The 21,609-nt window shown below is 66.9% G+C and carries 18 protein-coding genes; 12 read left to right on the forward strand and 6 right to left on the reverse strand.

Translation table 11 applies throughout. The annotated features are described in order from the left end of the window. Window positions 1-32 precede the first annotated feature (32 nt). Together Verru16B_RS02825 and Verru16B_RS02830 are read right to left on the reverse strand one after the other, a co-directional pair. A complete protein-coding gene (locus Verru16B_RS02825; RefSeq protein ID WP_157772148.1) occupies window positions 33-1,046 on the reverse strand; it encodes a DUF481 domain-containing protein in 1,014 nt (337 codons plus the stop codon). 128 nt (window positions 1,047-1,174) lie between these two features. Then, a complete protein-coding gene (locus Verru16B_RS02830; protein ID WP_157772150.1) occupies window positions 1,175-2,227 on the reverse strand; it encodes a DUF481 domain-containing protein in 1,053 nt (350 codons plus the stop codon). 112 nt (window positions 2,228-2,339) lie between these two features. Here Verru16B_RS02830 and Verru16B_RS02835 point away from each other — a divergent pair, with 112 nt between their 5' ends. Next, window positions 2,340-2,957 carry a TIGR02466 family protein gene (locus Verru16B_RS02835; RefSeq protein WP_069960867.1) on the forward strand — a complete coding sequence of 206 codons (618 nt, stop codon included), beginning with the start codon at window positions 2,340-2,342 and terminating at the stop codon, window positions 2,955-2,957. Between the two features lie 6 nt (window positions 2,958-2,963). Here Verru16B_RS02835 and Verru16B_RS02840 read toward each other — a convergent pair whose 3' ends face one another. Then, window positions 2,964-3,632: an NAD(P)H-binding protein gene (locus tag Verru16B_RS02840; RefSeq protein ID WP_069960868.1), complete on the reverse strand. Its 669-nt coding sequence runs from the start codon at window positions 3,630-3,632 to the stop codon at window positions 2,964-2,966. 114 nt (window positions 3,633-3,746) lie between these two features. On the opposite strand from Verru16B_RS02840, the gene Verru16B_RS02845 reads away from it, so the two are divergent. The 4 genes from Verru16B_RS02845 (at window position 3,747) to Verru16B_RS02860 (ending at window position 6,816) form a co-directional block, all read left to right on the forward strand. Further along, complete coding sequence (locus tag Verru16B_RS02845; RefSeq protein ID WP_069960869.1) at window positions 3,747-4,181, forward strand: hypothetical protein; 435 nt, start codon at window positions 3,747-3,749, stop codon at window positions 4,179-4,181. A gap of 128 nt (window positions 4,182-4,309) precedes the next feature. Next, on the forward strand, window positions 4,310-5,455 hold the full coding sequence (locus Verru16B_RS02850; protein WP_157772152.1) for a PEP-CTERM sorting domain-containing protein: 1,146 nt from the start codon (window positions 4,310-4,312) through the stop codon (window positions 5,453-5,455). Between the two features lie 36 nt (window positions 5,456-5,491). Continuing rightward, a complete protein-coding gene (locus tag Verru16B_RS02855; protein WP_218918807.1) occupies window positions 5,492-5,929 on the forward strand; it encodes a diacylglycerol kinase in 438 nt (145 codons plus the stop codon). Window positions 5,930-5,934: 5 nt separating this feature from the next. Continuing rightward, entirely contained in the window at window positions 5,935-6,816 is an 882-nt protein-coding gene (locus tag Verru16B_RS02860) for an alpha/beta hydrolase (protein ID WP_069960871.1), read from the forward strand. Window positions 6,817-6,825: 9 nt separating this feature from the next. On the opposite strand, the gene Verru16B_RS02865 is transcribed toward Verru16B_RS02860, so the two are convergent. Beyond that, a complete protein-coding gene (locus Verru16B_RS02865) occupies window positions 6,826-7,938 on the reverse strand; it encodes an LptF/LptG family permease (RefSeq protein ID WP_069960872.1) in 1,113 nt (370 codons plus the stop codon). A 122-nt stretch (window positions 7,939-8,060) separates the two neighbouring features. Here Verru16B_RS02865 and Verru16B_RS02870 point away from each other — a divergent pair, with 122 nt between their 5' ends. The 4 genes from Verru16B_RS02870 to Verru16B_RS02880 all read left to right on the forward strand — a co-directional run bounded on the left by Verru16B_RS02870 (window position 8,061) and on the right by Verru16B_RS02880 (window position 12,348). Next, window positions 8,061-9,677 carry a sodium-dependent transporter gene (locus Verru16B_RS02870; protein WP_069960873.1) on the forward strand — a complete coding sequence of 539 codons (1,617 nt, stop codon included), beginning with the start codon at window positions 8,061-8,063 and terminating at the stop codon, window positions 9,675-9,677. Beyond that, the gene (locus tag Verru16B_RS18205; protein WP_157772154.1) at window positions 9,674-9,829 is read left to right on the forward strand and encodes a hypothetical protein; all 156 of its coding nucleotides are present in this window, start codon (window positions 9,674-9,676) and stop codon (window positions 9,827-9,829) included. Before Verru16B_RS02870 ends, Verru16B_RS18205 begins: the two co-directional genes overlap by 4 nt. A gap of 94 nt (window positions 9,830-9,923) precedes the next feature. Then, the gene (gene htpG, locus Verru16B_RS02875; protein ID WP_069960874.1) at window positions 9,924-11,771 is read left to right on the forward strand and encodes a molecular chaperone HtpG; all 1,848 of its coding nucleotides are present in this window, start codon (window positions 9,924-9,926) and stop codon (window positions 11,769-11,771) included. A 40-nt stretch (window positions 11,772-11,811) separates the two neighbouring features. Next, window positions 11,812-12,348, forward strand: a complete 537-nt coding sequence (locus Verru16B_RS02880) for a WbuC family cupin fold metalloprotein (RefSeq protein WP_069960875.1) — start codon at window positions 11,812-11,814, stop codon at window positions 12,346-12,348. On the opposite strand, the gene Verru16B_RS18630 is transcribed toward Verru16B_RS02880, so the two are convergent. Further along, window positions 12,345-13,232, reverse strand: a complete 888-nt coding sequence (locus tag Verru16B_RS18630; protein WP_069960876.1) for a PEP-CTERM sorting domain-containing protein — start codon at window positions 13,230-13,232, stop codon at window positions 12,345-12,347. The genes Verru16B_RS02880 and Verru16B_RS18630 overlap by 4 nt on opposite strands. Beyond that, window positions 13,229-15,907 (reverse strand): autotransporter-associated beta strand repeat-containing protein, encoded by a 2,679-nt coding sequence (locus tag Verru16B_RS02890; RefSeq protein WP_069960877.1) that lies wholly within the window; start codon window positions 15,905-15,907, stop codon window positions 13,229-13,231. Before Verru16B_RS02890 ends, Verru16B_RS18630 begins: the two co-directional genes overlap by 4 nt. A 90-nt stretch (window positions 15,908-15,997) precedes the next feature. Between Verru16B_RS02890 and Verru16B_RS02895 the strand changes: the two genes are divergently transcribed. Genes Verru16B_RS02895 through Verru16B_RS02905 form a run of 3 tightly spaced genes read left to right on the forward strand, consistent with a single transcriptional unit; the run spans window position 15,998 to window position 21,605 of the window. Further along, the gene (locus Verru16B_RS02895; protein WP_083270050.1) at window positions 15,998-16,753 is read left to right on the forward strand and encodes an RNA polymerase sigma factor; all 756 of its coding nucleotides are present in this window, start codon (window positions 15,998-16,000) and stop codon (window positions 16,751-16,753) included. Window positions 16,754-16,813: 60 nt separating this feature from the next. Further along, the gene (locus tag Verru16B_RS02900; RefSeq protein WP_069960878.1) at window positions 16,814-19,912 is read left to right on the forward strand and encodes a WD40 repeat domain-containing serine/threonine protein kinase; all 3,099 of its coding nucleotides are present in this window, start codon (window positions 16,814-16,816) and stop codon (window positions 19,910-19,912) included. Window positions 19,913-19,970: 58 nt separating this feature from the next. Beyond that, a complete protein-coding gene (locus Verru16B_RS02905; RefSeq protein WP_069960879.1) occupies window positions 19,971-21,605 on the forward strand; it encodes a M28 family metallopeptidase in 1,635 nt (544 codons plus the stop codon). The last annotated feature ends 4 nt before the right edge of the window (window positions 21,606-21,609 follow it).

The following is a 21,609-nucleotide window of genomic DNA, read 5'->3' on the forward strand; positions in this document are numbered from 1 at the left end:
ATCCGGCCGGCGCGGAACGCGCGGGGCTATTCTCAGCGCCAGCTCAGGATCAGGCTCGTCAGGTAGGTGGTGTCGAGCTTCTCGGTGTTGCCCTTCGGCCGGCTCAGGTACTCGTTGGTCATGCCGACCTTGAGTTTCCACAGCGCCGCGGTGAGGGGCAGCTCCAGACTCGCTTCGTGCCGCAGGCGGTAATTGGAGAACTCCTCGAAGGCCGGCGTGTAGGTCAGCGTGCTGTTGAGCCGCGCCTTCTCGAAGCTGTACGTGCTGAGGAAAGCCAGGTCCAGGCCGGGTGAGTCGAAATCGGCATTGGACGCGTATTGCTCATACAGGTAGCTCGCGCCAAAACGGAACTGCAGGTCGAGCGGCCCCTTCCGCACGAGCTTGCGGCTGAAGCCGAAGGCCGTGTTCGAGCGCAGGTCGATCGACCGGATCTGGTCCTTCTCCAGCGAGGTCCGCACGTACCAGCCGTAGTCCGGGGAGAAAAACACCGAGTAATCCACCCCGCCAAAGTCGCGGTCCGCGGTGGTCACGCCGCGGTCATTGGCCCGCTCGGCGGCGAGGGACAGGATCAGGCGGTCCCGGGAACTGGCGAGCGTGGCCTTGAAGCCGAAGGCGGCGTTGAATTTCTCGCGCACGCCGGTGCGGCCGGACGCGGCGACGGAGGCCTCGAAGGACCACTTGCGCCGGGCCTTCTCCGCCATCTCACGCGACAACCGCCCGGCGGGGCTCTCCGCGCCCTGCCGCCACGCCGCTGCAATGTCCGCCGGAGTGGCCGGGGTGCCGTCCAGCCGGGCGAGGGCGGTGGTGCCGTCGGCGCGGTTGATGTTCAGCGGCTCCTCCGTGGCCAGCGCCGTCACCTCCGCCTGGGCGATCGTGATGACCCCGGCAAACCGGGTCTCCACCTTGAGCTTGCCCCCTTCGATCGAGACCAACCGGCCTTGGACGACCGACCCGTCCGCCAGCTCGACCCGGTCCGCCCGGCCCGCCGGCGCGAGGCCCATGAGAAGGAACAGGGCGGCCAGGACGGAAGGAACGGTAGGCTTCATGTCGAAGGATAAGAAAGTCTGCATGGTGGTCATATCAACCCGAATTCCTTCGTTTCGTTCCCTCGGGCAGGCACAAAAAAAGCAGGGCCCGTCGGGGCCCCGCTGCAAGGGTGTGGTCCGCGGACCGATTATTTCCAGTTCAGGATCAGGCTCGTGAAGTAGAGCGTATCGAGCCGCTCCACGCCGGGCTGCGGGATGCTGGTGTAATCGTTGATGATGCCCGTGCGCAGCTTCCACAGCGAGGCCGTGAGCGGCAGCTCGTAGGTCGTCTCGTGGCGCAGGCGGTAGTTGGCAAAATCCTTGAAGGTCGGGGTGTAGCTCAGCGAGTTGTTCATCAGGCCGTTCTCGAACTTGTAGCTGTGGATGAACGCCACATCGAGACCGGGGGAGTCAAACTTGGACCCGTTCGCGTAGGTCTCGTACAGGTAGCTCAAACCGAAGCGCAGCTCGAGATCCTGCTGCTCCTTCTTGATCAGCTTGCGGCCCAGACCGAAAGCCGTGGAGGAGCGGAGGTCGAGGGCCTTGATGGAGTCCTTCTCGACGGAGGTGCGGGCGTACCAGACGTTCGACGCGGAGAAGAACGACGAATAATCGGCGCCGGCCAGCTGGCGATTGGCCGTCTCGACCCCGTTGTCCTCGGCCTTCTCGGCCTGGATCACGAAGATCAGCTTGTCCTGGGCGCTCTCCAGGGTGGCCTTCAGGCCCACAGCGCCGGCGAACTTCTCGCTGGCCCCCGTGCGGCCGTTGATCGCGACCGCGGCCTCGTAGGCCCACTTGCGCTGCGCCTTGGCCACCTCTTCCTTGAGCAGGCGGGTCTCCGGGCTGTCCGCACCGGGGCGCCAGAGCGCCGCGACCGTGGCGGTGCCGGCGCTCATCTGGCCGTCATTGGCCACAACGGCGATGCCCGCGTCGGCGGCCTGCACCGTGCCGAGCACCGTGCTGCCCCCGGCAAGCTGGACGTGCACGGCCTCGGTGGTCGTGAAGGTCCGGATCTTCTGCTGCGCGATGACGATCGTGCCGGCGAAATCAGTTTCGACGTTGAACTTGCCGGCCTCGGCCGAGACCACCTTGCCCAGGACGACGGAGCCGTCGACGAGCTCGATACGGTCGGCGCAAGCGGTGCCCACCAGAAGGACACCGGTCAGGAGGCCGATAAGTTTACGGAATGATGATGTGTGCATAGGATCAGCCATTCAACGGGGGTCAGGGCCGGCTTCAATCTGAAATCTGCACCCGCGGGGAGGGCGGCGGCTTCCGGGTTGCGGTTTCGTCCCGATTTTACAGGCTGACCCGATGCCGACCCGCGCCTGGTTCCCCACCCTGATTTATCACCAACCCCTGCTGTCCGCGGGGCTCGACCGGTTCAACACCGCCCTGGCCGACGAATGCCGCAGCCTGCGGGACTACGATGCCGCGGGCCGGCGCTGGTCGGAAAAAAATTACCCGGGCGGCTACACCTCCTACGCCTCCCTCAATCAGTTGCACAAGTTCTCCTCCACCTTCGCCGGGCTGGAACGCAAGCTCACCGCCCACGTGCGGAAGTACGCCGCCCAACTCGACATGGACCTGCGCGGCCGGACCGTGGCGATGACCGATTTCTGGGTGAACATCATGCCGGAACATGCCGCGCACAGCCTGCACCTGCACCCGTTGTCGTTCATCAGCGGCACCTACTATGTGGCCACCCCGCGCGGTTGCCCCGGCTTGAAGTTCGAGGATCCGCGCCTGAGCCGGTTCATGGCCGCGCCCCCCAAGACCGCCACCGCGCGGCCCGCCAACCGGCCGCACATCACCTATCCGGCCAAAGCCGGCCACGTCATTCTCTTCGAAAGCTGGTTGCGGCACGAGGTCGCCGCGAACCGCACCTCCGCGGAACGCATTAGCGTCAGTTTCAACTACAACTGGAGCTGACCAGGGTCAGGGCCCGAAACCACCGAGATCCTCGATCTCGTCCGAGGGAAAAACCAGCAACCCCTGGGCTCCGCGGCCGAAGGAACAACGCAGCATCGCCCGCGCGACCGCCTCCGTCCGGATCGCACGGTAGGGCCGGAACCGGCCCACCAACAGCGGCTCGGCCAGCCACAGGACCGCGGCCAGCACCTTTTCCCCAAGACGAAATTCACGCCGCCGGGCGAGCAGCAGGCTCGGCTGGAAAATCGCCAGCGTGTCAAAACCCAGCACCGCCAGCGCCGCCTCGGTCTCCCCCTTCACCCGGAGGTAGAAGTTCCGCGACGCCGGATCCGCCCCGAGCGCCGTGACCACGAAAAACCGCCGCGCGCCCTGCCGCTGCGCCGCCCACGCGAAGGCCAGCACGGCCGCGTGATCGACGGCGCGAAACGCCTCGCGCGAACCCGCCTGCCGGATCGTCGTACCCAGGCAGCAAAACGCGTCCTCCCCCCGCCAGTCCTCCAGGACCCCCTCGAGGGCGGCGAAATCCGCCGACACCTGCACCAGCTTCGGGTGGGTCACCGCCAGCGGGCGCCGCCCGAGCGAGACGACGCGGTCATATTCCGGCGCGGCGAGCAGCTGGTCCAGCAGCCGGCGACCAACCTGGCCGCTGGCCCCGGCGATAAAGGCAGTGGGCATGGCGCCACCATGACGCCTCCGCGTCTTCCCGAAAGCGGGAAATCCGGTCAAGGGTTACAAAGAGCCAGCGGGTCGCAGCGTTGCCCGGCCCCGCCGACCGGCTACGCTGGTGACATGGAAAAGCGGGCCACCTCCCTCGCGATCGACGGGCGTCCGCCCCTGGCCGGCGACCGCCTCCTCCTCCATCTCGCCGGCGCGGAGTTCACCTCCCTGGCCGATCCGACGGACCGCTACCTCGCCCTGCTGGCTTGGTGCGCGCAGGTTGACGCCACCGACTTCGCCGACTTCATCGCCCACCAGGAAAGCGGGCGCCGTTACCTCGCCTGGAGCCGCGACGAGATCAACGAGGCCCGCGCCCGCAACCAGGCCCGCCCGATCGCCGGCACGCCTTTCTGGGCCGTGATGACGATCGACGATTCCACCCGGCGGCACTTCGTGTGCCGCCTGCTCGAGTACATCGGCTGCCACGACGAGACGGTGTCCGCCGCCTGCCACGCCCTGGGTTTCGCTACGCCGGGCACACCTCGCTTTCGCCTGCTGAGCGCGTAAGCGCCGTTCGGGCACGGAGGGGTTCTATCAGGATTCACCGCCGAGCATATCCGCTTGCCCGCATGGCTGAATGTTGGTTTGTTGGGAGCCGAACGGGCCGCCAGACAGTCAATCTTATCCCCATCTCGATGAATACCCTTCGTTGCGGTTCGTATGCTTTGTGCCTGCTCATCCACGTAAACCTGTCCGCTCAGTGGAGCGCGACCGTGTTGAACCCTGAGGGGACTAACTTCTCCTCCGCCAACGGGGTCAATGCCGGATACCAGGCAGGTTATATCACCGTGGAGGGCGCCAATCATGCCGCGATCTGGACCGGGACCGCCGGGTCGGTGGTGGATATCCATCCCACGAGCGGCGCCATCCTCTCATATGTGAATGCCGTCAGCTCAAACCAACAGGGCGGATCCATCAATGCCACCACGGGGCCTTCAGTCCAGGCCTCGCTTTGGTCCGGCACCGCGGGTAGTCATGTCAGCCTCAGCCCGGCAGGATATGACGGATGGTCCATAGTGCGTGCGATGAGCGAAACGCAGCAAGGCGGCTACGTTTCCTATGCTGCCAGCCTGGGATTTCAGTACGCCGCACTTTGGACAGGCACCGCAGGCAGTTTTGTGAATCTTCACCCGGGAGACATCTACACCACCGGTTCGTCCGTCTACGCCATGTCCTCCTCCCAGCAGGCGGGCATCGGCCGGGTGAGCGGTGGTTGGCGCCGCGCCGTTCTGTGGTCAGGGAGCGCGGAGAGCGTGGTGTATCTACACGCCTCCGGCCCGACATCCCTGGCAGAGTCCGGCGTCTATGCCATGACCGATTCGGCCCAGGGTGGCTTTGTGAATCTTACTGGTGGTGACTCGCAAAACCACGCGGCGATCTGGTTTGGCGATCCCGACAGCCGGGTCGACCTGCACCCAACCGGGGCTACCCGATCAGAAATTCTTGCGATGGCTGGCGGTTTCCAAGCGGGCTTTGTGGACAATCAAGCCGCGGTCTGGACTGGCAGCGAAGCGAGCTACCTGAATCTGCACAGTTACGTGACCTCCCTCCTGGGTTCGGATTTCACCCAATCCAGTATCAAAGGGGCCTATCTTGACGCCGGCACCCTTAATCTCGTGGGATCCGCCTCGGATCCCACACACTCGCTGACTTATGCCATGCTGTGGACGATGGCGATCCCGGAGCCCTCGACTTATGGCCTCGCCATCGGGCTGGTAACCCTGGGCCTGGTCCTGTGGCGCAAGCGGCACGGGCCAGCAGCTCAGGGGCGCGGAAATTGATTTGAGGGTGGCCGTGGGGTGCGCTCCACTTCCCCCGTGAGCGAGCCAATCCCCCCGCCCGAGGCCAAGCGTCGCGACTTCCGAAATTTCTTCCAGTCGGTCGGCTACGCCCTGGAGGGATTCCGCGCCGCGCTCAAGCACGAGCCCTCGTTCCGCGAGGACCTGCTCTTCATGGCGGTCCTCACCCCGCTGGCCGTCATTCTGCCGGTCAACGCCGTCTCCACGGCAGTGATGATCTTCTCACTCTTCCTCATCGTCATCGCCGAGCTGCTGAACTCAGCCATCGAGTGGACGATCGACGATATCTCCCTCGCCAAGCGCCCGTTCGCCAAGCGCGCCAAGGACATGGGCAGCGCGGCGGTCTTCCTCGCCTACATCAACTGCATCGTGGTGTGGGGCGTTATTCTCTACTCCAACTGGAATCGCATCGCGACCCTCGAGTTCCTGAAGTGGCCGCCGCCATTCCTGCCCTAACGCCCATGAAATCGCTCGTCCTTGCCGCGGCGCTCCTCGCGACCTGCCCGGGCGGGGCGGCCGACCTGCCCGATCCCCTGCCCGCCATGGAGACCCGTCCCTACAAACACGTGGCCGGCCGCGATCTGTCGGTCGATATCTTCCGGCCCGGTCCCGCCCACCCCGCGGCCGGGCGGCCCGCCATCGCCTTCTTCCACGGCGGGGGCTGGGTCTTCGGCCAGCCGGCCGAGTTCCACGCCGCCTGCCGGCGCTATGCCCGCCTGGGCTTCGTCACCTTCGCCTTCTCCTACCGCCTGTCGATCAAGCCGGACGGCACCTATCCCCATCCCGACATCACCCTCGTCGAGTCGGTCAAGGACGCCCGCTCTGCCGTCCGCTGGCTCCGGACCAACGCCGCGGACCTCGGCATCGACCCGGCCCGGATCGTCGTCGCCGGCCAGTCCGCCGGCGGCGAACTCGCCTGGGCCACCGCGCTATGCGACGCCGTCAACGAGGCCACGGACGATCCCGCCGTCAGCCCGCGGCCCGACGCCCTGCTGCTGTATTCGAGCAACTACAACACCATGGAGGTCTGGGCCGACCTGATCATGGACCGGCGCCGCGCGGAAATCTGGTCCGTCTCGCCCTACCACAACCTGAAAGCCGGCCTGCCGCCCGCCCTGGCGTTTCACGGGACCAAGGACTCGCAGGTCCCTTATTTCAGCGTGCAGCTCTTCGCCACCAGGACGCGCGAGCTCGGCAACGCCTTCGAACTGGTGACCTTTGAAGGGCGCGACCACTACCTAGGGGAAGGCCACGCGGAATACGCCCGGTATTTCGATGACGCGATCCTGGAACGGACCGATGCGTTCCTGCGGCAGCTCGGCTTCATGCCCGGGCCCCGCTGATCGCCCCGCCTACCGCATCCGCCCGAAGAACCACGCGGCAATCCCGATCATCGCGAGGTTGGGCATGGCCGCCGCCCAAACCGGCTCGACCAGCCCCTTGCCGCCGAGGATCGTGGCGAGGCTGCTGAGCAGGTAATAGACGAAAAACAGGCCGATCGACTTCGACACCCCGACCGCCGGACTCACGCGCACCCCCGAAACCGCGAAGGGCACCGCGATCGCGATCACGATGAGCGGCCCCAGCGTCGAAAACATCACGCTGTAGTAACGCACCTCGTAGCGCAGGACCTTGGGGTTGTGCTCGGCGTGGAAATAATCCGTGATGCGCTGGAGCTCGTTGAAGGAGAGGTCCTGCGGCCGGCGGTCGATCAGCAGCATCAGCGCGGGGTCTTCCCGGAAGTGCGGCACCGTCTTCTCGGCAAAGGACACCGAGCGCAGCAGCTCCCCCAGCTCCGGGTCGAACCACAGTTCCCGTCCGTCGCGAAAGGTCCAGGCGCGCTGCCCGGCATCATAGGTGGCCTCGCGGGCCATCAGGCGCGTCTTCTCGCGGCGTTGCGGATCGAGCTCCGACACGGTCACGCCGAAGGATTTGCCCGAGTAGCGGCTGTAGCGGTTGATGAACCACATGCGGTTCTGCGGCCGGTTGTCGAACGCCACGCTGGAGACGAGCCCGAGGGTATCGCCGCCCTTCTGCTCCGCCTCGGCCCGGAACTCGAAGCGCTCGAGCAGGCTGCGCGAGGTCTCCACCGACCAGGGCACGACGCTGGAATTGAGCAGGAGCGATACGCCGCAAAAAAACAGCCCGGCCAGCCAAAGCGAGCGCGTGGTGGCGAAGATGTTGAGCCCGGCGGCGCGGATGGCGGTCAGCTCATTGTTGCGGTGCAGCTTGCCCAGCACGAACAGCAGCGACAACAGCATCGAGAGCGGCAGCACCAGCGTCAGGTAGCTGGGCATGAGGGTGGCAAAATAAAGCAGGATGTCGCCCGCCCCGGCCCCGACGTCGATCAATTCGCGCAGTTTGTCCGACAGCGCCGTGATCAGCAGCAGGCCGATCGTGGCCGCCAGCAGCAGCCCGAGCATTTTCAGCCATTCGGCGAGGAGGTAGCGGTCCAGGAGTTTCAACGTCGGCCTCAGACAACCGATCCGCCCCCGGGTGGCAAAGCCGAATCCGTCGCTCGTCGCCGGGAATCGCACGGCGGCCAGTTGGGGTTTGCACGAGGGGCGGTTTCCCCTTTCATCCGCGCATGGTAAAAACCCAAGAAGCCTGGAGTTCTCGTCTGGGCGTGATTCTGGCCGTGGCCGGCAGCGCGGTCGGCCTCGGCAACTTCCTCCGCTTTCCCGGCCTGGCCGCCCAGTATGGCGGGGCCTCGTTCATGATCGCCTACTTCATCTCGCTGGTGCTGCTCGGCATCCCGATCGGCTGGGCGGAATGGACGATGGGCCGCAAGGGTGGCATCGCCGGCTACCACTCCTCCCCCGGCATCTTCCACGCCATCGTCAAGCACCCGTGCGGCAAATACCTCGGCCTGCTCGGCTTCATCATCCCCGTCATGGTCTATATGTACTACGTGTACATCGAGGCCTGGTGCCTGGGCTACGCCCTGAACGCCGCCACCGGCGTCCTCAGCCAGCCCGGCATGAACTACAGCTCGTTCTTCGCCACCTTCACCGGGGCGGGCCAGGACGGCGCCTCGATTCATTTCGGCCTGCATGACGTCGGCATCTTCGTCGTCATTGTCTACGCCCTGAATTTCTTCTTCATCTACCGCGGCATCTCCAAGGGCGTGGAATTCGTCTGCAAATGGGGCATGCCCGTGCTGATCGTGATCGCCCTCATCATCCTCGCGCGCGTGCTCACGCTCGGCACCCCCGATCCCGCGAAACCCGACCAGAATGTGCTCAACGGCCTCGGCTTCATGTGGAACCCCAAGGAGATCGTCAGCGGACTCAAGAACCCCCAGCTCTGGCTCGCCGCCGCCGGCCAGATCTTCTTCTCCCTCTCCGTCGGCTTCGGCGCCATCATCACCTACGCCAGCTACCTGAAGAAAAAAGACGACGTCGTGCTCAGCGGTCTCACCGCCGCCTCGGCCAACGAGTTCTGCGAGGTCGCTCTCGGCGGGCTCATCACCGTCCCCGCCGCCTTCGTCTTCCTCGGCGCGGCCGGCATCGTCGGCATGGGGACCTTCGGCCTCGGGTTCAACGTCTTGCCCCACGTCTTCGCCCAGATGGCCTTCGGCCAGTTCTTCGCCACCATCTTCTACCTGCTGCTCTTCCTCGCGGCCATCACCAGCTCCCTCTCGATGCTCCAGCCCGGCATTGCCTTCTTCGAGGAGGGCCTCGGCCTGGGCCGCAAATCCGCGATGGGCGTCCTCGGCCTCCTCACCGCCCTCGGCACCGCCCTGGTGTGGTGGTTCTCCAAGGACCTCAAGGCCCTCGACACAATCGATTTTTGGATCGGCACCGTCGGCATCTTCATCTGCGGCACCATCCTGATCATCGTCTTCGGCTGGGTCATCGGCATCGACGAGGGCGTGGCCGAGGCCCACCAGGGCGCCGAGATGCGCATCCCGGCCTTCTACAAGCCGGTCATGAAATACATCACGCCGCTCTACCTGCTGGCCATCTTCGTGATGTTCATCCTCGCGAATGTCTTCGGCTGGAACTTCACCTTCGGCGCCGGGGCGGAATTCAAGCCCACCGGCTACATCACCGACCTCGTCGGCGAAAATCCCAGTGCCCCGGCCCGCATCGCCTTCGGCTTTATCATCATCACCATCATCTTCGTCACCCTGCTCGTCGCCCAAGCCGGCAAACGCTGGGAAGCGGCGGACAAGAACAAACTCGGAGGCACCAAGTCATGACCACCGGCGGCTGGCTCACCATGATCTTCTCGGTCGGTTTCGTCACCGTCCTCTTCGTCTATTGCGTCTGGCGCGTCCTCACCGGCCACCAGCCCGACCACGATCTCGGCCACATCGAGCCCGTGCACGACGACCAGGTGGACGAACGCTGACCCCGGGGTCACCCATTCTCCCGCTTGATTTTTCCGGGAGCCCGCTACAATGGCGGGCTCTTTTCATTTTCCAACCACCCTCCCTCCTCCTCCCATGTCCACCACCCCCGCTCCGCAGAAGTTCGAGTTCCAGGCTGAGATCAAGCAGCTCCTCGATATCGTCATCCATTCGCTCTACACCGAGAAGGAAATCTTCGTCCGCGAGCTCGTCTCCAACGCCTCCGATGCCCTCGAGAAACTCCGCCACCTCCAGCTGACCGAGAAGGACATCCAGGACGGCGACGCCCCGCTCGAGATCACGATCTCCACCGACGAAACCGCCAAGACCATCACGATCCAGGACTCCGGCCTCGGCATGACCCGCGCCGAGCTGATCGAGAACCTCGGCACCATCGCCCACTCCGGCTCCAAGCAGTTCCTCAAGGCCCTCGGCGAGGGCGGTGCCAAGAATTCCAGCCTCATCGGCCAGTTCGGCGTCGGTTTCTACTCCGCCTTCATGGTCGCCAAGTCCGTCAAGGTCTACAGCCGCTCCTGGCGCACGGCCGAGCCCGGCCACGTCTGGACCAGCGACGGCTCCGGCTCCTACGAGGTCGAGGAGGCCGCCGACCTCCGCCGCGGCAGCAAGATCGTCGTCGAGCTCAAGGACGAGTGCGACGAGTTCGCCAAGGACTGGCGCATCAAGGAAATCCTCACCCGCTACAGCGCCTTCGTCGGTTTCCCCGTCACCCTCAACGCCAAGAAGTTCGAGACCGTCCAGGCTCTCTGGCTCCGCTCCAAGAACGAGATCAAGGACGAGGAATACACCGAGTTCTACAAGTTCCAGGCCAACGCCCACGACGCCCCGCGCTACCGCCTGCACTTCTCCGCCGACGCCCCGCTGGCGATCAACGCCCTTGTCTTCGTCCCGCAGGACAACACCGAGAAGCTCGGCTTCGCCCGCCTCGAGCCCTCTGTGGCCCTTTACTGCCGCAAGGTCCTGATCGACGCCGCACCGAAGAACCTCCTGCCCGAGTGGCTCCGCTTCATGAAGGGCGTGATCGACAGCGAGGACCTCCCGCTGAACATCTCGCGCGAGACCATGCAGGACAAGGCCCTGCTCGACAAACTCGGCAAGGTCATCACCAAGAAATTCCTGAAGCTGCTCGAGGACGAGGCCGGCGCGCGCGCCGACACCTACAACGAGTTCTACCAGGAATTCGGCATCTTCCTGAAGGAGGGCGCCGCCCTCGACTTCACCCACAAGGACCAGATCGTGAAGCTCCTCCGCTTCGAATCCTCCCTGACCGAGCCGGGCAAGACCACCTCGCTGGCCGACTACGTGTCGCGCATGAAGGACGGCCAGAAGGAAATCTATTTCCTCATCGCGCCCAACCGCGCCGCCATCGAGTCCGGCCCCTACCTCGAGGGCTTCAAGGCCCGCAACCTCGAGGTGCTCTTCTGCCACGAGCCGGTGGACGAGTACGTCTTCAACAACGTCCGCGAATTCGACGGCAAGAAGTTCCTCGCCGCCGACCACGCCGACGTGAAGCTCGACGACGTCCCGCAGACCGGCGAGGCCCTCTCCGAGGCCGACGCCAAGGATCTCGCGAAATGGCTCCAGGACACGCTCGGCACCCAGGTCGCCGAGGTGAAGACGTCCGACCGCCTCGTCGGCTCCCCCGCCCTCGCGACCAACGCCGACAAATTCATGACCGCCCAGATGCGCCGCATGATGAAGGCCATGAAGAAGGACGGCGGCCCCGACGAGCCGGTGAAGGTCAACCTCGAGATCAACCCGCGCCACGCCGTGATCAAGAAACTCGCCGCCCTGCGCACGACCGACGCCGACAAGGCCGAGCTCATCGCTGAGCAACTCCTCGACAACTCCCTCATCACCGCGGGCCTGATGGAAGATCCCTCCCGGATGATCGCGCGCCTGAACAAACTCCTCGAGAGCGTCTGAGCCGTCACACCCTGCCAAGGATCGGTAGGCCCCGCCTGCCATGGAACCTGCCCCGACCAAGCCTGCGTTTCCCCTCGCCCTGCCGGCGCCCAGCACGGCTGTGACCGTTCTCAGCCAGGATCTGCTGCAGGCCGCCATCACCGGGTCGCGCCAAAGTCCTCGCCGCCGAATCATCCTACCCCTGCACCAGGCGGCGGGCGACAGCCTCCACCGGATGCTGAATGCGATCCAACCGCGCAGCTACATCCCGCCCCACCGCCACCTCAACCCGCCCAAGGCGGAGAGCATTGTCGTGCTGCGGGGCGCCATCCTCTACCTGACCTTCACCGCGGCGGGCGCCGTCGAACAAACGCACCGGCTGGGCGCGGACCTGCCCACGTTCGGTGTGGATATCCAACCGGGCGTCTACCACACCTTCCTCGCCCTGGCCGAGGACACCGTGCTGTTTGAGGTCAAACCCGGGCCCTACGAGAAAGCTTCCGACAAGGACTTCGCCCCCTGGGCTCCGGCGGAAGCGAGCGCCGAGGCGGAAGCCTATCTGGATCAGCTCTACCGGTTCTGCGGGAAAAAGGATTAAGCCCCCCGCCGCCGCCACGCGACCAGCCCCAACGCCGCCAGGCCGGCAAACATGGCGTAGGTCGCGGGCTCGGGGATGGCGTTGGTGGTGATCCAGTCACCCGTGGAGGCAACCGTGACCCCGGCCAGGGGAGTATTTCCGAGATCCACGACCTCGTTGATGCCGAGCCAGTGCAGGTTGAAGGTCGACGCGGCCGACAACGCCTCGGTCATGCCGCGCGGCTGCACCAAACTTTCGGCCCGGCCGGTGATGGTCAGGGTGAAGGCGCTGCCGAACGTGAAAGGGATCGAGAGATCATAGACCTGGAAGTTGGCACTCCCGCTCAACTCGCTCACATCGCCCGCCACAATATCCAGTCGGCTCACCCCGCCCACCTGACCCTCATCACCGAACAGGTAATTGGGACTGGCGGCAAGACTCCACGACACGTTGACCGGCTGGGCCCCGGTGAAGGTCGAGCTGACCGAGCCGGGCAGGCTCAGGCTGCCGCCCGCCTGAAACTGCGCGTGCAACCGCCCCTGCGTCCCCGCCAGCCCGGCGGCCGTGACGAGGATCGAATCCGTCCAGACGGCGCGCGCCATGGCGTGAGTCGTGACCTCATCGCCATCGCCTCCCATCGGATCAGCGGCGGAGGAGGCAAACAGCTGCATCACGCCAAACGTGGATGTGGCCTGCGCCTGACCATAAGCCGTTGACACATTGGCCGTGCCCGCGGCGCTGGAGGGCCCGTAATTCTGATCGGCCACCGTGTACAAGGCCGGGACATACGTCGACGTCTCCAGGGTCAGCGTGACCTGGGCCGTCGCCGGTCGCGCCGCGGCGAGCGCCAGCATCAGGCTCGCGGAGAAACGCAGGACACCGGAAACGAACGGTCTGTTGTTCATGAGGTTTTCTTCCGGCGCCACAGCGCCAGACCCAACGCCGCCAGACCGGCCAGCCCGGCATAGGTCGACGGCTCCGGGATCGGCGCCATGTCCGTGACGGAAATCACGCCGGTGGTGGCCAGCAGGCTGGTGTCCCAAAACAATCCGGGCGTGAGGGTCGGGGTATCAAAATACTGGAAGGTGACGCTGCCGGTGTTGCCCCAATCGAGCAGGTTGAAGCTGTCCCCCGCACCGGGCATGAAGCCGTTGATCAAAGCCAGACGGATGGTACCTTCGCTGCCAAAGGTCCCACCAAGATTGATGGCATCGTATTCGGTGCCGCGGACCAGGCCGCCAAGGTCGAACCTCAGCGACCCGGTGAGGCCCAGGGTGAGATTCCCACTCACGCTGACCAAGGCCAGGCTGTCTCCCGGCTCGAAGGTGCCATCAACGTTCAGGTCGCCCGTGACGTCGCCACTACCCGTGAGGGTCCCCGCCAGGCCGATCGCCACTGAACCGGTCCCCAGCGCGCCAGAACCCGAGATGCGCAGGGTGCCCGTATCGATGCGCGTGCCACCCGTGAAGGTGTTGGGCGTCCCGATGGCCAGCACGCCCGCCCCGTCCTTCGCCAGGGTGCCGCCCCCGCTGATCAGCCCGGCCAGGGTCAGGGTCGTCGCCCCGTTGGTCACGTCGATGGTGCCCGCCCCGCCTTCCAGCTGGATCGTGCGGGTGACCGTGGCCGTGCCGCCGGTGTAACGCAGCGCGCCGTCCACCGGTCCTTCCGACTGATAACCCAGCGCAATGCCCGTGCCGGCCCCGAGCGGGCCGGCCACGCCGTCCGCGTTGATCACCGCCACCGTCACGCCCTCGCCGCCCGTGGTGATGCGGCCCGTGAATGTGTTGGCCCCGGCCAGCGTGGCGCCGTCGACAAACAGGTCGCGCGGCCCGTCGGCCTCGGTGATTACGCCGTTCACCGTCAGGGTGGAGTTTTGGCTGCGGTTGGCGCCGTAGAGATAGCCCGTGGTCTCGAGCCGGATCCCGCCGTTGAACACCACCGTCCGCCCCTCCGCCGACTGCATGCCGAGGTCGAAATACCCGCCGCGCATGATGAAATCCTCGTTGCTGACGAGGCTGGCCACGGCCGTGACCCGGCCGCCCTCGAGGACTGTCTCGTTGCCCGTGCCGGTGGCGCCGAGCGCCTGGTCGTGGCTGATCTCGATGTCGCCGGTGCTGACCCGGGTCTGCCCGGTGTAGGTGTTGGCGGCACCCAGGTGCAGCGTGCCGCTCCCGGTCTTCCAGAGGCCGGCACTGCCGGCGAGTTCGGTGTTCAGGGTGAACCGGCTCTGGCTCCCCTCGGTGTTGACAAAGGCTTGGCCCGTGAAGGTCAGGGTCTCAGTCCCCGCCGGGGTCACGGTCACGTTCGCGTTGTTGGACAGGATCGCACCCTCGAGCGAGAGGCTGTCCGTGAGCGTGATCGCGGCGCTCGCGCTGGAACTGGTCTGGAAATGGGCGATGGCGCCGTTGGTCCAGGTGCCGCGGTTGTTGCCCGCCGGATCGGTCGCCCAGACTCCGGCGCTCGTGCTCCAGTCGGCCGCGCCCAGCTCCAGCCCCGCCCCAGCCCCGGCATCGAGATAGAGGAACGGCGCGATCGGGGTGAGCAGGAAGGCGCGCGTCTGGCCGCCGGTCGTGGTGCCATAACCGACAATCTGCCCGTTGTCCGAGATGCCCATGGCCTCGTTCAGGTAGTCGAAGCCCGCGGCCGAAATGTCGGTCAGCGAATTCAGCAGCTTGTAGCCACCGAGGTTGCTGTCGTAGAGGTAGGCCTGCGGGGTGTAGTAGGCGTCGAAGTAGCCGATAGCGCCGACGACCAGGTTGCCGTTGTTGATGTCGCGCGCGGTACTGCCCCCCACGTAGCTGTTGAACAGGTAGTCGATCGCCGGGCCGCTGGCGGGGTTGGCGGTGCCGAACAACGCCGAATAGGTGGCGCCGAAGCCGGGCTGGGAGTTGGTGCCGGCGACCCGGCCGGCATCGTTCACCCGCAGGAAGTCGAACGCCGAGTTGTTGCCGGTCGGCCAGTAGTTGTAGAGCGTGCCGCCGATGACGGCGAACTGCGAGCCGGTGTAGGGCGAGAATACCCCCGGCGGATCATAATACTTGCCGCCGCCGACCACGGTGCCGCTGTTGTTGATGCCGGTGCCGAAGTAACTGTCCTCCGGCGCATGCTTGGGCAGCAAGGTCAGGCTGCCGCCAGTCTGGAGGTAGGCCGAATTGCCCGCGGCGCCGGTGATCTGGCCGGCGTTGTTGATTGCATAAGCGTTGTTCGTCCCCGCCAGCACGCTGAGGGAGCCGCCCGAGTAGAGAAACCCGAGGCTGCCGGCCTCCGACACGTCCGATCCGTAACCCACGATCTGGCCGGAGGCGTTAATGTCGGTGGCCTGGCTGTAGGCGCCCCCCGGTGTGCCCAGGTTGGTCAGGCCATTGGCCACGGTGAACACAAAGGCCTGGTAACTGCCGTTGCCCGTCACATCCGAGTAACCAACAACCTGGCCGGCGTCATTCACGGCCGTGGCCCGGCTGTTGGTCCCGCCCAGCGTGCCGACCTGGGTGGTCGTGTAGAGCATCTGCGCCCGTAGCATGCCGGGGCCGAAGACCAGCGTGAGCAGGAGCGAGATGTACCCTAAGCGGTAATTTTTCATAGGCGGTGCGTGGAATCACCGCGCGCATGACGCGCGTGGTTACTGCAAGTTATTGACTCCGCGGGGAGGAATTTCCGAAAAAGATGCCCGATGCCCTCATCGCCGCCGGATCCGACTCCCGCACCCGCCGGCGGTCCCGGCCACCAGCCCGGGGTTTTTGTCACGACGGATTGGAGCATCATCCTGGATGCGGCGACCGACGGATCGCGCAAAAGGCTGGCGTTGGAAAAGTTATGCCGCAGCTACTGGCGACCGGTCTACACCTTCATCCGCCGCCTCGGCCACGATGGGGAGTCGGCCAAGGACCTGACCCAGGCCTTTTTCGCCCACCTGCTGGAAAACGATTTTTTTGCCACCGCCGACCGCGAGCGCGGGCGCTTCCGCGGCTACCTCCGCCAGACCTGCCGGCATTTCCTCAGCAATGACTGGCAGAAACGCACCGCGGAGAAACGCGGCGGCGGCCAGGCCGCCATCCCTTGGGAAAACCTGACCGCGGCCGAAGAGCAACAATTCGCCTCGCCGGCGGATCCCAGCATGGAATTCGACCGCCAGTGGGCGATCACGCTGCTGCGCCATGCGCTTGAGCACCTTGAGGCCGAGTCCGTGCACGCCGGGGAGCAGCGCACGTTCGAACTGCTCCGACCCTACCTCACGCTGCGCCCCGAGCCCGGTGACTACGCCCGCCTCGCGGCCAGCCTCGGTGTCTCGCGCGGCTCGGTGCCCGTGCTGGTCCACCGCCTCAGCCGCCGCTATCAGGAACTGATCCGCGCCCAGGTCGCTGCGACCGTCGCCGACCGCACCGAGATCGACGATGAGCTGCGCTACTGCCTGAAGGCGCTGGGCTGACCACATTCGTCGAAAGCGGCGCGGGAATTTCCACTATCCCTGTAGTTGCCCCGGATCACGATGGCCACCTGCCCCACCTGCTCGCTCCACTACGATGCCGCCGCCACCGGCGGGCCTTGCCCGCGCTGTGCGCTGGCCGGGGCGCTCACCGCCGCCAATCCGGCCGGGACCGCAGACTACGAGTTCTTGGGCGAGCTGGGCCGCGGCGGCATGGGCGTGGTCTCGCTGGTCCGCCAGCGCAGCCTCGACCGCCTCGTGGCTCTCAAGGTCATCGCCGCCACCGGCGATGCCACCGGCCCCGCCCGCCTGCTGCGCGAGGCCCGCGCCGCCGCCGCCATCACTCACCCCCACGTCGTGGCCGTGCACGAGGTCGGTCAGGGCGAGTCAGGCGCCTTTATCGCCATGGAATATTGCGAGGGGGGCGACCTGCGCGCCCGGCTCAAGCAGGGTCCGCTCGCCCCGCGCGCCGCCGCCACCCTGGGCCTCAAGCTCGCGGCCGCCGTCGCCCGGGCCCACGCCCTCGGCGTCCTCCACCGCGACCTCAAGCCCTCGAACGTGCTGCTCACCGGCACCGGCGAACCCAAGCTCTGCGACTTCGGCCTCAGCGGCTCCGTCGCTGGCACCGCCTCGGAGCACACCCGCACCGGGATCCTGGCCGGCTCGCCCTCCTACCTCGCCCCGGAAGTGCTGTCTGGTGCCGATCCCACCCCCGCCCTCGACCTCTACGGCCTCGGGGCGATCCTCTATGAATCCGTGACCGGCCGGCCGCCTTTCACCGGCGACTCGCCCGCCGCCGTCCTCGCCCAAATCGGCACCACCGAGCCGGTGGCCCCGCGTCGGCTGAGCCCCGCCGTGCCGGCCGACCTCGAGACCATCATCCTCACCTGCCTCGCGAAGGACCCCGCCGCCCGCTACGCCAGCGCCCACGCCCTGTGGGCGGACTTGGAAAATTTCCTCGCCGGCCGGCCCATCCACGCCCGGCCGCCCTCGCCCGCCGGCCGCCTCGGGCGCTGGGCGCGGCGCAACCCCGCCCTGGCCGCCGCCCTCGCCATCATCGCCACCGGGACCGTCGCCGCGACCACGCTGCTCGTCGAGCGCAACCACCAGCTCCACGCGGCGCTCGCCCGCTCGGAAATCGCCGAGGCCGATGCCCGCCTCGCCCTCCGCGACTCGCTTTTCGCCCAAGCCCGGGGCGTCCGCCAAAGCGGCCGCACCGGTCAGCGTCATGAAGCTCTCCGCCTGCTCCGCGCTTCCGCCGCGCTCGCCGGACCCACCGCCGCGATCCGCGCGGAGGCGCTGGCCGCCCTGGCACTCGATGACTGGCAGTGGGGGAAACCCCAGGCCGTGCCGCACCTGCGTTTCAGCCAGCTGGTTGGCTTCGACTCGGCCCTGGAGCACGCCGCCGTGCCCGCCGCAGACGGCACGACCATCGAGGTCCGGCGCATGCGCGACGGTCAGGTGCTGCGCCACCTGCAAACCGCCTCCGCCAGCCGCGTCCGTGAAACCCGTTACGCCCCCTCCGATGCCTGGATCCTCGCCGAATCCGAGGACGGCACCCAGGCTGTCTGGGCTGCCGGCGCAACGGTGCCGCACTGGATCCACCAGCCCGCCGGGATCCAATACGTGGGACTCGATTTCGCCTCCGACGACAGCGGCTGGTGGTACACCACTACCGGCAACCAGCTCATGTGGTGCGACGCCCGCACCGGGACCGGGCATCCGGTCGGCGACCCGGGCACCACCATCTACGGCATCAAACCCTCGCCCGATGGCACCCGGCTCGCCGTGCTGCGCGATGATGGCTTGGAGCTGTGGCAGCTGCGCGATCGGCAGCTGCTCTGGCGGATCGACGGCGACGTCGGCTCGGCGGCCCCGGCCTGGACGCCAGACGGCCACCATCTGATCACGGAAGCTTACAACGGCTCGCCCCAGATCGCGGTCTGGGACGCAGCCGACAAGCGGCAGGTCCTGACCCTGCGGCCGGGCAACATGCGGGCCAGCCGCTTCGCCATGCTGCCGGATGGCCGGCGGCTGCTGTCGCTGGATACGGATTCGGTCCTGCGACTCTGGGACATCACCGCCGGCCGCGAATTGCTGCGCGGGCAGGCCGGCCCCCACGGCCTGCGGCTCAGCGCCGATGGGCGGCAGGCCGCCGGATCCTCCTCATTCCAACAGCTTGCCCGCCTGGATCTGGCCCCCCTCGACGTCGTACAACCCCTGGGGTTTGCCCTGGGCCAAAACTCTGGCCTCTGGCGGCAAGCCGCCGTCAGCCCCGATGGACGCTGGCTCGTCGGACAAAGCACCACCTTCCTTCGCGCCTACGATCTGCCGCAGCATCGGGAAACGGCGCGATACCGGTATGCCGCCGGCAAGACCAAGGCCCTGGCCTTCCTGCCCGATGGCGGGCTGCTCTACAGTTCGCCCACCCTTGGCATCCGCCGCACCCGGCTGGTGGACACCCCCGCCGGGCCGGGGTGGGAGGATCACGCGGAACTCGCCGCGCCCGGCCTCGCCCAGCTGCAGTCTATCGACCGCGCGGGCCGGCACTGGCTCATCGACCGGCCGGATACCAACGGCGTATGGCTCTGGCCAGACGGTGATGCCACCCGCGCGACCGCCCTCGGTTCCGCCGATTCCACCATCATCCAACGCCTCAGCGCGGATGGCCGCTGGGCCGCCCTGCTGACGACCCTCCCCGCAACCGAAGCCCGGCTGTATGCCCTGCCCGGCGGCGAACGGCAGGCCGCCCTGCCGGTCAGCGGCGCCACGCTGGCGGAGTTTTCCCCCGACGGCGAATGGCTCGTGCTGGGCACCGCCGAGGGGTTTTCGATCCACCGCACAAGTGCCCCGACCCAACCCGCGCATCAGTTCAAATGCCCGGTGCCCGGCGCCCTCTATGGCTACAGCACGTTTTCGCCCGATGGCCGCCGCTTCGCTTACATGCACGAGTTGAGCGCCGTGGCTTTCGCTCAGCCCGGCGAATGGCAGCCGGATCTCATTCTCACCCTGCCTCACGAGGTCCAGCGCACGGCCTGGGCCTGGGCGCCCGATGGCGAGACCCTGTATATTCTATCCGGCCGCAACGAGGGCTACGCACTGCGCCCCGCCGCCGCCGCCGCCGCGCTCGACCAGCTCGGCTTCACGCCGCCTACCCCCTGACGTCGCGCGACCGTCACTTATCACTTGCGACAGCGCCGACGGATTTTACACCTTCCCCATGCCGATCTCATCGATCTCTCCGCGCGGCCTGGTCTTCACTTTCACCCTGTTGGCCGCGGCGCTCGCCCCTGCCGCCGACCTGGCCACCACCACGCAACGGGTGCAGGCCCACACGACTTTTCTCGCCGACGACCTGCTCGAAGGCCGCGGCACGGGCACGCGCGGTTACGACCTCGCGGCCCGCTACGTCGCCAGCCAGTTCGCGCGCCTCGGCCTCGAACCGGGCGCGGACGGCGGCCAGTACCTGCAGCCGATGAAATTCCGCGAGGCGACGCACCAGATCGAGGCCGGGCGCCTGGTCGTCCGCCATAACGGCGCGGAAGATGCCCTGACCCCGATCAATGACATGGTCGTCACCGCCGGCTTCAGCCGGACCGCCGACACCATCACCGCCCCCGCCGTGTTCGTCGGCTACGGCGTGCACGCACCGGAACTCGGCTACGATGACTACGCCGGCGTCGATCTCACGGGCAAGATCGCGGTCGTGCTCAGTGGCGCGCCGAAACAGTTCCCGAGCACCCAGCGCGCCCACCATTCCTCCAGTAGCCAGAAGCGCGAGCTCGCCGAGCAACACGGCGCGATCGGCATGGTCGCGATCATGACCCCGGCCGACGAGGCCCGCTACCCCTGGGCCGTCGTGACGGCCCAGTCCCGGTTCCCCTCCATGCGCCTGCTCGATGCCGCGGGCAACCCCGTCAACGACTTCCCCGCCTTGCGTGTCTCCGGCACCACCAGCCGTGCGGCCGCGGCCCGCCTCTTCGTCGGCAGCGGCCGCACCACCGAGGAGGTCTTTGCCCGCGCAGAAGCCGACGAGGCCCAGAACTTCCCGCTCAACGTCGAGCTGACCCTCGCGGGGGCCAACACCCAGCGCGAGGTCGTGTCGGCCAACGTGCTCGGCTGGCTGCCCGGCACGGATCCCGCGCTGGCCGACCAGCCGCTGGTCGTCACCGGCCACCTCGATCACCTCGGCATCGGCACGGCGATCAACGGCGACAGCATCTACAACGGGGCGATCGACAACGCCGTCGGCATCGCCCTGATCCTCGCCGCGGCCGAGGAAATCGCCGCCGGCCCGCGGCCGGCCCGCCCGGTCCTCTTCGCCGCCCTTACCGGCGAGGAAAAGGGGTTGCTAGGCGCCTTCCACCTCGCGGCCAATCCGCCGGCCCGCGTCCGGCGCTTTGCGGCCAATCTCAACGTGGACATGCCCTTGTTTCCCGTCCCCGTGCGCAGCCTCATCGCCTGGGGCGCCGAACACACCACCCTGGGTGCGCTCGCCGCCACCCGCGCCACCCAGGCGGGGTTCACCGTCACGCCCGACCCCATGCCCGCGGAAACCATTTTCGTGCGCAGCGACCAATATGCCTTCGTGAAAATCGGCGTGCCCGCCCTCTACCTGAGCAGCGGCCAGCAGGCGGTCGACCCGGCGGTGGATCTCGCCGGGCTCTGGCGCAAACACCTGCAGGAGCGCTACCACAAGCCCTCCGACGATCTGAACCAGCCCATCGACTGGCCCTCCGCCGGCGCCTTCGGGCTCCTGGTGGCTGACCTGATGAGGGACATCGCCAACGCGCCCCAGGCCCCGGCCTGGCTGCCCGGCGACTTCTTCGGCGGACTTTACGGAACGAAAAAGTGAAGGG

This window comes from Lacunisphaera limnophila (assembly GCF_001746835.1).
In the GTDB taxonomy this organism is placed as follows: domain Bacteria; phylum Verrucomicrobiota; class Verrucomicrobiia; order Opitutales; family Opitutaceae; genus Lacunisphaera; species Lacunisphaera limnophila.